At 74.8% G+C, this 14,006-nt stretch carries 11 protein-coding genes and 1 riboswitch; of the genes, 4 read left to right on the top strand and 7 right to left on the bottom strand.

Going from position 1 to position 14,006, the window contains the following annotated elements; all coding sequences use genetic code 11:
* Positions 1-31: 31 nt before the first annotated feature.
* From ACFYWL_RS02440 to ACFYWL_RS02415, 6 genes are all read right to left on the bottom strand, one after another.
* A complete protein-coding gene (locus ACFYWL_RS02440) occupies positions 32-586 on the bottom strand; it encodes a hypothetical protein (RefSeq protein ID WP_386966179.1) in 555 nt (184 codons plus the stop codon).
* Positions 587-626: 40 nt separating this feature from the next.
* Positions 627-1,367, bottom strand: coding sequence for an ATP/GTP-binding protein (locus ACFYWL_RS02435; protein ID WP_386966177.1), 741 nt, complete (start codon positions 1,365-1,367; stop codon positions 627-629).
* Positions 1,345-1,785 carry a DUF742 domain-containing protein gene (locus tag ACFYWL_RS02430; protein ID WP_386966745.1) on the bottom strand — a complete coding sequence of 147 codons (441 nt, stop codon included), beginning with the start codon at positions 1,783-1,785 and terminating at the stop codon, positions 1,345-1,347. Before ACFYWL_RS02430 ends, ACFYWL_RS02435 begins: the two co-directional genes overlap by 23 nt.
* Positions 1,786-2,081: 296 nt before the next feature.
* A complete protein-coding gene (locus ACFYWL_RS02425) occupies positions 2,082-2,546 on the bottom strand; it encodes a roadblock/LC7 domain-containing protein (protein ID WP_386966175.1) in 465 nt (154 codons plus the stop codon).
* Complete coding sequence (locus ACFYWL_RS02420; RefSeq protein WP_386966173.1) at positions 2,543-5,383, bottom strand: nitrate- and nitrite sensing domain-containing protein; 2,841 nt, start codon at positions 5,381-5,383, stop codon at positions 2,543-2,545. The genes ACFYWL_RS02425 and ACFYWL_RS02420 overlap by 4 nt, the downstream gene beginning before the upstream one ends.
* Positions 5,373-6,596, bottom strand: coding sequence for a hypothetical protein (locus ACFYWL_RS02415; protein ID WP_386966172.1), 1,224 nt, complete (start codon positions 6,594-6,596; stop codon positions 5,373-5,375). Before ACFYWL_RS02415 ends, ACFYWL_RS02420 begins: the two co-directional genes overlap by 11 nt.
* Positions 6,597-6,963: 367 nt before the next feature.
* On the opposite strand from ACFYWL_RS02415, the gene ACFYWL_RS02410 reads away from it, so the two are divergent.
* The 3 genes from ACFYWL_RS02410 to ACFYWL_RS02400 all read left to right on the top strand — a co-directional run bounded on the left by ACFYWL_RS02410 (position 6,964) and on the right by ACFYWL_RS02400 (position 11,502).
* Positions 6,964-9,834: an alpha/beta fold hydrolase gene (locus ACFYWL_RS02410; RefSeq protein ID WP_386966169.1), complete on the top strand. Its 2,871-nt coding sequence runs from the start codon at positions 6,964-6,966 to the stop codon at positions 9,832-9,834.
* Positions 9,834-10,706 carry an ABC transporter permease subunit gene (locus ACFYWL_RS02405; RefSeq protein WP_386966166.1) on the top strand — a complete coding sequence of 291 codons (873 nt, stop codon included), beginning with the start codon at positions 9,834-9,836 and terminating at the stop codon, positions 10,704-10,706. Before ACFYWL_RS02410 ends, ACFYWL_RS02405 begins: the two co-directional genes overlap by 1 nt.
* A gap of 346 nt (positions 10,707-11,052) precedes the next feature.
* Positions 11,053-11,502 carry a DoxX family protein gene (locus tag ACFYWL_RS02400; RefSeq protein ID WP_386966164.1) on the top strand — a complete coding sequence of 150 codons (450 nt, stop codon included), beginning with the start codon at positions 11,053-11,055 and terminating at the stop codon, positions 11,500-11,502.
* Positions 11,503-11,624: 122 nt separating this feature from the next.
* On the opposite strand, the gene ACFYWL_RS02395 is transcribed toward ACFYWL_RS02400, so the two are convergent.
* Positions 11,625-12,116, bottom strand: coding sequence for a hypothetical protein (locus tag ACFYWL_RS02395; RefSeq protein WP_386966162.1), 492 nt, complete (start codon positions 12,114-12,116; stop codon positions 11,625-11,627).
* Between the two features lie 186 nt (positions 12,117-12,302).
* Positions 12,303-12,434, top strand: a riboswitch (SAM riboswitch).
* A gap of 12 nt (positions 12,435-12,446) precedes the next feature.
* On the opposite strand from ACFYWL_RS02395, the gene thrC reads away from it, so the two are divergent.
* On the top strand, positions 12,447-13,733 hold the full coding sequence (gene thrC, locus ACFYWL_RS02390; RefSeq protein WP_386966159.1) for a threonine synthase: 1,287 nt from the start codon (positions 12,447-12,449) through the stop codon (positions 13,731-13,733).
* The last annotated feature ends 273 nt before the right edge of the window (positions 13,734-14,006 follow it).

Below are 14,006 nucleotides of genomic sequence, written 5' to 3'. Positions count from 1 at the left end.
CCGCCAGGCGGGCGGGCAGGATGGGGCGGCGTCAGGGGTCGGTGCCGTCGAGCAGCGACGGGTCGCGCCGGATCAGCTCCGCCAGCCGGGCCGCCGGGTCCACCTTCAGCCGGTCGGCGTCGGCCGGCCACGCCGGCACGGCCTTGACCGTCAGCGGCCACACCGGAGGCGGTACGGTCGCGGCCTCCGCGCCGACCGTCACCCGCCCATCCAACCAGCCGACCCGCAGCGGGTACGCCTGCCCGGCGTGCTCCACCCGCAGCACGACCGCCATGCCGGGGTGCGCCGCCACCACCCGGGCGACGGCCTCGGCCACCTCGTCGACCGGGTCCCGCCCGGCGGCACCGGCCAAGGGGGCGAGGGTCGGCCCGGCGGTGTCGGCCGGAGGCGCGAGGGTTGGCACGGCGGCGTCGGCCGCAGCGGCGAGGGCCGGCACGGCGGGCAGGGCCGGGACGCCGCCCGTCTGGCGCGGCAGGGCGTCCGCCGGTTGCGGGCCGGCCTCGTCTCCCGGGTCGGCCTCCCGGCGGCGGAGCGCCTCCTCGCGCCGGGCGAGCCGGGCCAGTGTCTCGTCGAGATCACCTCTCATGTCGCCACCCCCTTCCGCGTGTGGGCCGAACCGGGCGGGTTCAGTCCCGGGTGGCCCGGTCCAGCGCCCGGTCCAGGACGACCAGCAGGGCGTCCCGCACCGAGAGCCGGTCCCGGGCGTCGAACTGCACCAGGGGAACCTGGTCGGAGATGGCCAGGGCCCACCGGATCGAGGGAAGGTCGACGGCCAGCTTGCCGTCGAAGGCGTTCACCCCGACGACGAACGGCAGCCCGGCCCGCTCGAAGAAGTCGACCGCGGGATAGCAGTCGTCCAGCCGCGAGCTGTCCACCACCACCAGGGCGCCGAGCGCCCCCCGGGCCAGGTCGTCCCACATGAATCCGAAGCGGTTCTGGCCCGGCGTGCCGAAGAGGTAGAGCTTGAGGCTGCGGTCGATCGTGACGCAGCCGAAGTCCATCGCCACCGTGGTGGTGGTCTTGCCCGACCGCGCGCCGGGGTCGTCGATGCCGATCCCGGCGCTGGTCATCTCCGCCTCGGTGGTCAGCGGCGCGATCTCCGAGATGGCCCCGACCGTGGTGGTCTTGCCCACCCCGAACCCGCCGGCGACGAGGATCTTGACCGGGATCGGCGGCGCGGAGCGCCCCGGGCCGGCGTCCGGCGTGCCGTGCCGCAGCCCGGCCGGCGGTGCCGGGGTGGTGGTCGGTGGGGTGGCGCGTCCGGTGGCCGGCGTGGCACCCGGGGCGCCGTAGCGGGCGGCGGCGCTGTTGGCGGAGAGCCCGCTCAGCGGGGCCGGCGGCCATTCAGGAGATCGCACGGAGTCCATCAATCACTCGCAGGATGATGTCGGGGTCAAGGGCGTCGTTGGCGGTGCTGACGTGCACGTCGAGGTAGCCGGCGGCCCGGAGGTCACCGACCAGGACCCGGGTGACTCCGAAGTGCAGCCGGGTCCGGGCCGAGATCTCCGCCACGGAGATCGGTTCTCCGCAGAGCGTGATGATCGCCTGGAGTTCGGGGGCGAGCCGGGAGACCGGCCCCGTGCCCCGGACGCCGGGGCCGGGCCGGGCGGTCACCTGGGTCTCCAGGCTGATCGCCGGGTCCACCCCGGCCACCCTGCCGGAGGTCAGCACGAACGGGCGTGGTCCGGCCGGCAGTTGCGGATCGGGGGCGTCCAGCCTGCCGGGAAGGTCGCTGCCCGGGCTGCCGGCCGGGCCGTGGCCGGGGAAGCCCGAGAAGCCGGCCACGTCCCCGGGATAGCCGGCCACGTCCCCGGGATAGCCGGCCACGTCTCCGGGATAGCCGGGCACGTCCCCGAGATAGCCGGGCACGGCACCGGGGTAGCCGGGGAAGCCTGGTGCGGCGTCGGGGAGGCCGGGAGCGCCGCCCGGGCCGCCGGGATACCCGGGAGGGCCGCCCGGGAAGCCGCCCGACCCCCCTGGCGGGCCGCCCGGCCCGCCGTCGCCGGAGGGCTGCGCCCGCAGGTAGGGCCGGATCCGGACGACGGGTTCCGGATCCGGCCCGGTGCCGGCGACCTCCGGGCTCACTGCTGTACGGCGTTCTTCAGCTCGGCGATCAGTCGCGGGGTGAGGGCGCCGCCGGCCCGCCCGGCGAAGAGGGTCATCTCGTACGCCACGGTGCCGAGGTTCGCCGACCGGTCGGCCACCACCCCGAGCACCGAGCCGGCGCTGATCGAGCTGATCAGCAGGTAGCCGTCGGCCATGTCGACGATCACCCGGTTCAGGCCGCCGAGGGCGTACCAGCTCGCCGCGCCGCCGGCGAGGCTCGTCATGCCGGAGACCACGGCGGCGAGGCGTTCGGAGTTGGACCGGTCCTTGATCGCCGACATGGCCATCAGCAGCCCGTCGGAGGAGACCGCGATCGCCTCCATCACGCCGGCGGTGCTGGACGTGAACGAGTCCAGCAGCCAGTTGAACGTGCGGGCCTCGGGGCTGAGGTCGGTGGGGTGCTGGTGCTCGACGTTCTCGTGCAGGTACGGGCTGGTCACCGTGTTGATCCCTCTTCGTAGCGGCGGTCTGGACGGGCTTCACGCAGCGCGCGGGCGACGCCCGCCTCGAACTGGTTGATCAGGTCGCGCACCTCTCCCGGGTCGCCGGGGTCGGACGGGGGAGCGGGCCTGGGTGGCGGGACGGCCAGGTTGGCGCCGGGGACCCGCCGGGTCAGCCGGGGAGGCTCAGCGAGCAGGGGAGCTGCCGCCGTCGGGGGAGCAGCCACGGGGGCCGCCGCCGTCGGATGAGCCGCCGTCGGGCGGGCCATCGTCGGGCGGGCCACCGCCGGAGGGTGCAGTTCGGCCCGGCGTACCCCGGCTTCGAACTCCTCGACCAGCGCACGGGCGGCGGCCGGGTCGGCGGTGGTGGCGTCCACCGGGCCGACCACCCGGCCGGTGTGGGGCAGGCTCGCGCCGGGCACCCGCTGGCGGATGCCGGACGCGCCCCGCAGCGTCCCGCCCAGCCCGCCGGGCTGCGGCGTCGGGCCGGCCGGCTGGCCGCCGGGCTGCGGGCCGGCCGGGAAGGATGCGCCCCGGGACCGCGCCGGCAGGACCGGTGTGCCGCCGGCCCCGCCGACCGGACCGACGGCACGGGACGGCCGGACCGGGCCGGGGGCCGCCGGGGGAGCGGCGGCGGGCGCGACCGGAGTGCCGCCGACGGCCGGCGGGGCGTCCAGGGTGGGGGTGCCCGCCCGGCCGGACGTGGCGGTCGGCGGCTCCGCGACCGCCCCGAAGGCGTTCCAGGGGTCGCCCGACTCCATCGACCGGGTGGCGCGGGTGAGCAGCTCACGGTCCACGCCGAGCGCCACGCCGAGCGCCACGGCCCCGTCCACCAGCCCGTCCACCGGCTTGCCGGCGGGCGCGGGGTGGGGCGCGGCGGCGACGGCGGTCAGCGCCCGGCCGGAACCGGCCGGCTGCGGGCGGGCGGTGCTGCCCGGCCGGTCCGGCGAGGTCGTCCCGGTCGTCGCGGCCCCGCCCTGGTCGGCGGGCGGTACGACCAGCAGCGCCGACGGCACCTCCAGCCGGGCGGTGACCCCGCCGCCGCTGGTCGGGGCGAGGTCCACCGTCCACCCGTGCCGGCGGGCGAGCCGGCCCACCACGAAGAGGCCGAGCACCTCGGTCGGGGCGAGGTCGAGCCGTTCCCGGCGGGTGAGTCGGGAGTTCTCCTCGGCCAGCCGCTCCTCGGCCATTCCGATGCCGTGGTCCACCACGGACAGCCGCATGCCGTGCCCGGTCGGGGCGGCGGTGACCACCACCCTCGTGTGCGGAGGGGAGAAGACGGTGGCGTTCTCCATCAGCTCGGCCAGCGCCAGCACCAGGTCACCCACGGTGGACGGCGCCGCCGACACCCCGGGCGGGACCTGCACGTCGACCCGGGTGTAGTCCTCGATCTCACCGAGCGCGAGCCGGACCACGTCGGTCAGCGGCACCGGGGCCACGTGCCCGTCGGCGCCGGTCGAGCCGGAGAGCACCACGAGGCTGCCCGCGTTGCGGCGCAGCCGGCTGGAGACGTGGTCCAGCCGGTAGAGGTGCTCCAGCCGTCCGGGGTCGGTCTCCTGCTGCTCCAGCCGGTCGATGAGCGCGAGCTGCCGGCTCACCAGGTTCTGCGTACGTCGCCCGACGTGCCCGAACATCTGCGCCACGTTGCGCCGGCCGGCGACCTGCCGCTCCACCAGCCGAGCGGCGGTGTCCTGCACGCGCTCGAACGCGCGCGCCAGGTCGCCGATCTCGTCGTGGCCCCGGACGTCGACCGGGTCGAGGCGGATCGGCGGGACGTTCTCGGTCTCGTCGTCGGTGACGCGCACCAGCTCCGCCTCGGCGGCCCGGGCGACCCGTTCGGCGGAACGGGTGAGCCGGGTCAGCGGGCGGGCGACCAGCCGGGCCACCGCCATGCTGAGCAGCACCACGAGGAGCATGACCAGGACCGCCGTGACGCCGACCACCCAGGCGGCGGTGAGTTCCCGCTGCTCCTGCGCGCGCACCTGCGTGGTGACGTCCGCGGCGATCTTCTTCTCCACGAACTGGCCGAGGGTGATCATCGACTGGACGGAGGGGAAGAGGGTGTCCAGCGGCACCGTGCTGAGGGCGGCCACCGGGTCCTTCTCGCTGTCGACGATGAACGTCGGGCCGGTCCGGGCGGCCACCGCCGCGTCGTCCAGCAGGGCCAGCTCCAACTGCTCGGGGGTCACGAGGCTGCGGAACCGGTCGGTGTCCACGCTCAGCGCGGCCATGCAGGCGATGTAGCTGGCGACCGCCTTCGGGTCGCTGGTTTCCTTGACCAGGACGATCAGGGTGGCGCACGCGCCCAGGCTCTCGTCGGCGCGCAGCAGCCCGTCCAGGGCGAGCACCTGCTGACCGACCGGGGTGGTGGTGTCCACCTGCCAGGTCAGCCGCAGCGAGTCGATCAGCTCCAGGGCGAGCGGGCCGAAGGCGTCCATGACCTGGGCCGGGGTGGCCCGGCCGGCGAGCACGGCGGCCCGTACGGCGGCGAGCCCCCGCACCTGGTCGAGGGCGAGCCTGACCCGGTCGGTGAGCTGGCCGCCCAGCTCGGCGCGGATGTCGGCGACCCGGTCGTCCACGGCGGCCGACTTCTGGATCACCTCGGTGCGGGGTGCCCGGCCGAGCAGCAGACCGACGGAGAGCAGCCGCTCCTGCTGGAGATCCTGCACCAGGGTGCCGACCCGGCTGGCCACCCGGACGGCCTCGGCGGTGTCCGCTGCCCGCCCGGCGGCGGCGACCCGGTCGAGGACGATCGGCACGGCGAGCCCGACCATGCTGAGCAGCGGGACGATCACCAGCAGGGCGAGCTTGCCCCGGATGCGGAGCCTAGCGAGCATCGAAGGGCCCCCACCGCTCGGCGTCGGCGGCGCGGCCCTGCCCGGCCGGCTGGAGCATCCGGGGCTCGACCGGGGCGAGCGTGCCGGCCGGCGTGTTCCCGGCCGGGGTGTCCCGGCCGGTCTCGTCTGCCGGCGGGCTGGCGTCCCCGGCGGCCGGCCGGCGGTCCCGCCCGGCCCGCCGGTCGCGGCGGGCGGTGACCAGCAGGGCGCCGAGCGCGCCGAGCAGCAGGACGGCCAGGACGGTTGCCCCGGCGGTGAGCCGGCGGTCCCGGTCGACCTGGTCGATCCGGCCGGCCAGCAGCGCGTCCAACTCGTCGAGGATGACGGGCTGGAGCTGCCTGGCGGCCTCCTGAGCGGCGGTGCGGGCGGCGATGAGGTTGGTGAGGGCGCGGGCGGTCGCCGCCTCGTCCTGCAACCGGGCCGACGAGGTCGGGGCGGCGAGCGCGCCGAGCCGCTCGATGGAGCGCTGGTAGGTGTCCAGCGGGGCGAGCACGTTCGCGCCGAGCTTGGTGCTGTCCGTGCTGTCCACGGCCGCGCGCAGGTTGTTGATCAGGTCGTTGGCGGGGCTGATCGCGCTCGTCCACAGGGCGCCGAGCTGGGACACCATGGCGATGCGCTGGGCGTCCGGCAGCTCGGCGGCGACGGCGGCCAGGTCGCCGAGCCGGCCGGTCGCCACGAGTGATTCGGGCAGCTCGTCGCTGATCGCGTCCTGGAGGTAGTACGAGTCGGCCTGCCGGTCCCGGACCAGCCCGGAGGACTCGCGTACCTTGCGGTGCAGGGCCAGCAGCAGGTCGGTGGCCTCGCCGTACGCGGCGAAGGTCGCCTGCGGGTCGGTCAGCCCCTTCTCGGGCAGCGCCTCCAGCTTGGCCCGCAGCCCGGTCCACCGCTCGTGGGTGCGCAGCTCGTCGCCGAGGCGGACGTCCGCGGCGGCGACGTCCTGCACCGCCTGGGCGAGCGACTCCCGGGACACGGTCCGGCTGGCCACGGCGGCGGACTGCGCGTCGACCAGGGCGAGGGTCAGGGGGCCGAGGACGCGCAGGTACTCCACGCCGAGTCGCTCGCGGACCATGAGGTCGCGTTCCTCGCCGCTGTGGCGGCGCTGCTGCACGAAGAGGAACGCCACTGGGGCGAGGAGCGCCACCACGAGCACCAGCGGCAGGACGCGGCCGGTCCGGTTGGGCCGTCGGGGGCCCCGCTGCGCGGGGACGGTCATGGGTTCTCCTCCGGCGACGGCGGGCATGGGCAGGCGCCGGTCCTGGCGAGCAGTCCCGTTCACCGGACCGGAAAACTAGCGGACGGGCACCGGCACGCAGAGCCGTCAGCCGGTCAGTTTTGCGTCACTACGAGCGATGTCACCTGCTGTCGACCGGTGTGGCACCCTGGGTGGCGACCGTCCGGCGGAGATGGGCCGATCGGGTGCGATTTCGGTCGAACATCGGAATTCACGTGATCCGAATTCGTCTCGCTGGGATGCGCCGGAAGCTGCGCAAACGATCACAGGAGGTCGCCGATCGGCCGGACCGGACGGACGTACGGAGGATCTCAGCGAACGCTCAGGATCCGCACCGTACCGTTGCCGCATGAGATCGCCGTTGTCGGCCGCACCGGTCCGACGGGCCCTGGCCACCCGCCCCCGCCGGATCGTCGCCGGTTCGGTGGCGGTCGTGCTGCTGGCCGCCGCCGTGCTCTGGGCCGCGCGGCCCGGCGAGGCGGGCTTCCGCGCCGAGCCTGCCATGATCACCGTGCGCTCCGGGCCGGCCGGCGACGAGCCGGTCGACCTGGACACCACCTTCTACCTGCCCGACGGCGCTTCGGCGGATCGCCGGGTGCCGGCGGTGCTGCTCGCGCACGGCTTCGGCGGCACCAAGGAGTCGGTCCGTTCCGACGCCGAGGAGTTGGCCGGCCAGGGCTACGCGGTCCTCGCCTGGACCGCGCGCGGCTTCGGCCGCAGCGGCGGCCAGATCCACCTGGACAGCCCCGACCACGAGGTCCGGGACGCGCAGCGGCTGCTGGACTGGCTGGCCGCCCGCCCCGAGGTGCGCACCGACGCCGCCGGTGACCCCCGGGTCGGGGTGGTCGGCGGCTCGTACGGCGGCGGCCTCGCCCTGCTGCTCGCGGCGCAGGACCAGCGGGTCGACGCGATCGTTCCCATGATCACCTGGAACGACCTGTCCCGCGCGTTCCTGCCGGAGAGCACCGGCGGGCCCGCCACCTCCGGCGTGTTCAAGAAGGGCTGGGCGGGGCTGTTCTTCGGCGGCGGCGGAAACGCCGGATCCGGCCCGGCCGGGCTCTCCGGCACCTCCGCCGCCCAGCCCGAGGGCGACCCGGCGTCGGCGGGGCCGCCGAGCCCCGCGCCGGGTGCCGGGCCGGGCACCGGCTCCGGGCGCGCGCCGACCGGGGCCGCCGATCCGTCCTGCGGCCGGTTCGCCGCCGACGTCTGCGCCGCGTACCTGCGGATCGCCACCACCGGGCGGGGCGACCAGGCGGCAGTGGACCTGCTCCGTCGGTCGAGCCCGGCCGGCGTGCTCGACCGGATCAAGGCGCCCACCCTGCTGGTGCAGGGCGAGGCCGACACGCTCTTCCCGCTCGCCGAGGCCGACGCCAACGCGCGCGGCATCGCCGCCGTGGGCACCCCGGTCCGGGTGGCCTGGTTCACCGGCGGCCACGACGGCGGCGCCGGGCCGCGCAACGACTCCGACCGGGTGAAGTACCTGACCGTCCAGTGGCTCGACCACTACGTCAAGGGCGAGGGGGCGGCCCCCGGCGACGACTTCACGTACTCGCGGATCGCCGGTTTCGACGCCCTCGACCGCGGCCTGGTGGCCACCGGCTACCGCACCACCGACTACCCGGGGCTGGCCGGTGACGCGCGCCGCGAGGTCGCGGTGACCGGCCCGGCCCAGCCGGTCGCCAACCCGCCCAACGGCAACCCGGCGGCCATCTCCTCGATCCCGTTCGCCGGCGCGCTCGGCTCGCTGCTCGGCGGCGTGGCCGGCGACGTGCCCGGCCAGCACGCCCGGTTCGAGTCCGCGCCGCTGACCGAGGCGGTGGACGTGGCCGGGTCGCCGGCCGTCACGCTGCGGGCCGCGTCGGCCAGCGGCGAGGCGGTGCTGTTCGTGAAGCTCTACGACGTCGATCCGCAGGGCGCGGCGACCCTGCCCAACGGGCTGGTCGCCCCGGTCCGGCTCACCGGCCTGCCGACCGACGTCGGTGCCGCGAAGCCGGTCACGGTCACCCTGCCGGCGATCGTGCGCCGGGTCGAGGCCGGGCACCGGCTGCGGGTCGTGGTCGCCACGTCCGACCAGGCGTATACGACGCCGGCCGAGCCGGCCGTCTACACCGTGGCGGCCGGCGACGGCCCGCTCGTGCTGCCGACCGTGGCCGGCGCGCCGATCCCCACCACGGCCGTCGTCTGGCGCTGGGTGCTGGCCGGGCTGCTGGCCGCCATCGCGGTCGGGCTCGTCGCGGTCGTCCTGATCGCCCGCCGCCGGCACCGCCGCCAGGACAGCTCCGTGCATCCCGAGTACGCGGACACGCCGCTGGCCGTGCGCCAGCTCCGCAAGGAGTACGCCGACGGCTTCGTCGCCGTGTCGAACGTCGACTTCGAGGTGCACCCCGGCCAGGTCGTCGGCCTGCTCGGGCCCAACGGCGCGGGCAAGACCACGACCCTGCGGGTGCTGATGGGGCTGACCCAGCCCACGGCGGGCGAGATCTACGTGTTCGGCCGGCGGCTGGTGCCCGGCTCGCCGGTGCTGTCGCGCATCGGCGCGCTGGTCGAGGGCCCCGGCTTCCTGCCGCACCTGTCCGGCCTGGACAACCTGAAGGCATACTGGCGGGCCACCGGCCGGCCGTGGGCGGACGCGCACTTCGACGAGGCGCTGGAGATCGCCGGGCTGGGCGACTCGGTGCACCGCAGGACCCGCAAGTACAGCCACGGCATGCGGCAGCGCCTCGCCATCGCCCAGGCCATGCTCGGCCTGCCCGAGCTGCTGGTGCTCGACGAGCCGACGGACGGCCTGGACCCGCCGCAGATCGCCGAGATGCGCCGGGTGCTCCAGCGCTACGCCACCGACGGCCGGGCGGTGCTGGTCTCCAGCCACCTGCTCGCCGAGGTGGAGCAGACCTGCACCCACGCGGTGGTGGTCAACAAGGGCCGGATCGTCGCGTCCGGCCCGGTGGAGGAGATCGTCGGCGAGTCGCCGAGCGTGCTGTTCGACGTGACCGACCCCGACGCGGCGCGCGACGTGCTGGGCCGACTGGCCGGCGTCCGGGTGCTGCCCGACGACGAGGGGCAACTCGTGGTGGACACCAACGGCACCGCCCGCAGCGAGGTGGTGGCCGAGCTGGTCCGGGCCGGCATCGGGGTGGACCGGGTGGTGCCGCGCCGCCGCCTGGAGGACGCGTTCCTCGCCCTGGTGGGCGACAACTCTCGGGGAAGCGGGGACCGGTGATGACGCAGTCGTCCTCCACGGTGGGCGCGGCGGCCGGCTACCGGCCGTCGGCGACCCTGCCGTTCGCGGCGGAGTTCCGCCGGCAGGCGTCGCGGCGGCGTACCCAGCTCGCGCTCGGGTTCATGGTGCTGCTGCCGCTGATCGTGCTGGTCGCGTTCCAGTTCGACTCGGGCAACGACGACGACGGCGGCGGGGGCGAGTTCTCCAGCCTCGCCGACCTGGCCACCTCGGGCGGGCTCAACTTCACCCTCTTCTCGCTGCTGGTCTCGGCGTCGTTCCTGCTGGTCGTGGTGGTGGCGCTGTTCTGCGGCGACACGGTGGCCAGCGAGGCGAGCTGGGGCAGCCTGCGCTACCTGCTGGCCGTGCCGGTGCCCCGGGCCCGGCTGCTGGCGGTGAAGCTGCTGGTGGCGCTCGCGTACTCGGGGCTGGCCCTGCTGCTGCTCGCCGGCACCGCCCTGCTCGCCGGCACCCTGCGGTACGGCTGGGAGCCGCTGCGCAGCCAGGTCTCGGCCCAGCTCGAACCCGGCGAGGGGCTGCTGCGGCTGCTGGCCGTGCTCGGCTACCTGGCGGTGGTCCTGCTGGCGGTGGCCGGGCTCGCGTTCCTGCTCTCGGTCGTCACGGACGCGGCGCTCGGCGCGGTCGGCGGCGCGGTGCTGCTGTGGATCCTGTCCAGCATTCTCGACCAGATCACGGCGCTCGGCGGGATCCGGGCCTTTCTGCCCACCCACTACGCCAACGCCTGGCTGGGGCTGCTGTCGACGCCGGTGCAGACCGACGACCTGGTGCGTGGCTGCATTTCCGCGATCGCCTACGCCACCCTGTTCTGGTCGCTGGCCTTCTGGCGCTTCACCCGCAAGGACGTCACAAGCTGACCCCCGCTCCACCCCACCCCGCCCCCACCCCTCGCCCCCACCCCTCGCCCCCCGCGATCTTGCAGTTGGGGCCCGGGAAAAAGGGGCAAGAGGCCCAAATCAAGGGCCGGAAGTGCAAGATCGGCGCGGGGTCGGGGTGCTGCGCGCCCGGCCGTGAGGGGCTTGCTCGGGTCGTGACGTCCGCGTTCGCCGGGGCTCGTGGAGGTTAGGAAAAGCGGGCGCGCTGGTGGCGACGCCTTGTGTCTCACATGCCGTGGGAGCGTTCCCACGGAGAGGGACAAGTATCGACCTTATCAAATTCTTACCGCATTCTAACTGCATTGACTCGCGTCACTGGAGGTGTGGTATGAACATTGACCGGCTCAGCGGCCCCGTCCTGTCCCTGTTCCGCATGGTGATTGGCCTGCTCTTCCTGTTCCACGGCCTGTCGTCGCTGTTCGGTGTCTTCGGCGGCGCGCGAGGAACGGGCGAGGCGGTTCCGCTCGGCACCTGGCCAGGCTGGTACGCCGCCCTGATCCAGGCGGTCTGCGGCGCGCTGGTGCTGGCGGGGCTGTTCACCCGCCCCGCTGCGCTGCTCGCCTCCGGCTCGATGGCGTACGCGTACTTCGTGGTGCACCAGCCGGAGGGGCTGCTGCCGCTGCGCAACGGCGGTGAGCTGTCGGCGTTGTTCTGCTGGGCGTTCGTGCTGATCGCGGTGCTCGGCCCGGGGACGTGGGCCGTCGACACCCTGCTGGGCCGCCGCCGGGAGCCGGCCGTCGCGGCCCCCGCCCCGAGCAAGCGCTCGGTGCCGGCCTGACCCGACCGCCCGCCCCGCGACGCCGCGACCTTGGACAGTTGTCGTTCACGGCAGACAGGAACTGTCCAAGAATCGCCAGGCGGCGCCACGGGGCGGGCGGAGTGTTTCTTCGGGTGGGGCGGTCAGAGGCCCCCGCACACCCGCCAGTCGCCGCCCTCCTCGACCAGGATGAGCACCTGCTCCCGGCCTGCGGCGGCGACGGTCACCTCGGCCCGCGACCGGCCGCCGGTGCTGCTGCTCACCCTGGTGGAGGTGACCCGGTAGCCGCCCAGGGGCGGCTCGGCCGCCCGGGCCCGAGTGAACTCCTCCTCGGTCGACTGGCTGCGCAGATCCTCGCAGAGCCGGGCGTACGCGGCCGGGTAGTTGCCGGCCCGGGTGTCGTCGAGGTACGCGGTCGCGGCGTCCCGGGCGGGCGCGGTCGCGCCCTGCACGGTGCGGAAGAACCAGATGCCGCCGCCGACGAACGCGCCGGCGCAGCAGAGCAGCGCCGCCACGGCGGCCACGATGATTACGGTACGGGTCGCCCGGCCGGGCCCACGGGGCTTCGGGGTGGGCCCGGCCGGGCCGGGGATCGGGGGCGGCCCGGGCACGCCGGGCGTCGGGGGATGGGTCACGCCGTCAGGCTAGAAACCGCAGGCCACCCCGCCCTCCGGAAGCCCCGGCGACGGTTGCCGTGAGTGGTGGTGGCGGTGCGCAGGGCGACGGTGTGACCAAGTTGGCACCCGGAATCCGGCCCATACGCTGGGAACATCGGGTGGCGGTCGCCGCGATCCGCCGTAGACTCGGCGACACAACTGAATACCTCATCCAGAGGGGCAGAGGGATACGGCCCGACGAAGCCCCGGCAACCACCCGTCCGTTCGATGGCGAACGGCGCGGACAGGTGCCAATTCCGTCCCCGCCGCAGGGTGCGATGCGGGGAAAGATGAGAGGACCTCCTCGACATGACGTCGACCCTCGCCGCGTCCGGCATCGACACCACCGCCAGCCCCGCCCGCGCCCTGGTCTGCCGCGCCTGTTCGGCGCGCTACCCGCTCGCCGCGCAGCACGCCTGCTACGAGTGTTTCGGCCCGCTCGAAGTCGACTACGACGCGGCGGCCCTGGCCCGGGTCACCCGGGAGCAGATCGAGGCCGGCCCGCAGAACCTCTGGCGCTACGCCGCCCTGCTGCCCGCCGGGCAGGACCCGGCCAGCCGGGTGACCGTGGACCCGGGGCTGACCCCGCTGGTCGCCGCCGGCAACCTCGCCGCCGAGCTGGGCATCACCGCCCCGCTCTGGGTCAAGGACGACAGCGCCAACCCGACCCACTCGTTCAAGGACCGGGTGGTGTCGGTGGCGCTCACCGCCGCCCGGGCGCTCGGCTTCACCCGGTTCGCCTGCGCGTCGACCGGCAACCTGGCCAACTCGGTCGCCGCCCACGCGGCCCGCGCCGGTGTCCCGTCGATCGTGTTCATCCCCAGCGACCTGGAGCCGGGCAAGGTGGTCACCACGGCCGTCTACGGCGGGGAGCTGGTGGCCATCGACGGCTCGTACGACGACGTGAACCGGCTCTGCGGGGAGCTGGTGGAGACCGACGAGTTCGAGGACACCGCCTTCGTCAACGTCAACGTCCGGCCCTACTACGCGGAGGGCTCCAAGACCCTCGGGTACGAGGTGGCCGAGCAGCTCGGCTGGCGGATCCCGGCCCAGGTGGTCATCCCGATGGCGAGCGGCGAGCTGCTCACCAAGATCGACAAGGCGTTCAGCGAGCTGGTCGAGATCGGCCTCGTCGAGGCCCCGGCCGGCGGCTGGAAGGTGTTCGGGGCGCAGTCGGCCGGCTGCAACCCGATCGCGGCGGCCCTGCACGCCGACACCGACACCATCACCCCGGTCAAGCCGACCGGCATCGCCAAGTCACTCAACATCGGCGACCCCGCCGCCGGCCTCTACGCCCTGGAGGCCGTGCGGCGCACCGGCGGGTGGATGGAGCACGTCGACGACGACGAGATCCGCGCCGGCATCCGGCTGCTGGCCCGCACCACCGGGATCTTCGCCGAGACCGCCGGCGGGGTGACCGTGGCGGTGCTGCGCAAGCTGGTCGAGTCCGGCCGGCTCGACCCGACGGCGGAGACCGTCGTGTTCAACACCGGCGAAGGGCTCAAGACCATCGACGCCGTCGCCGCCCAGGTCGGCCCGACCCACCGGATCAAGCCCTCGCTGCGCGCGGCCCGCGACGCCGGCCTCCTCGGCTGACCCCCCTCCCGTTGGTCGGGGGCTTGATCGGCTCCATGTCGGCGACGTGGGGCTATCCCGCCCGCCGGGACACCCCCATGTCGCCGACATCGCGGGCGGCCCACCGAGTCGCGGCCGAGTCGCGGGCCGCGCCGATCCGTCGGGTAACCGACCTTTTGCCCTCCGTACGCAAGAATCCGTCGCTGGGGACTTGACGGCAGGAACCGGACGGCGCAAGATGCTCCGTGCGGGAGGGCGTTTCGCCGGAGACTTTAAGTTCTTACGACCCAACGC

This window comes from Micromonospora sp. NPDC002575, assembly GCF_042889525.1.
GTDB classification, from domain to species: domain Bacteria; phylum Actinomycetota; class Actinomycetes; order Mycobacteriales; family Micromonosporaceae; genus Micromonospora; species Micromonospora carbonacea.
Note: the sequence above shows the minus strand (reverse complement) of the source record. Positions and strands in the feature narration are given on the sequence as shown.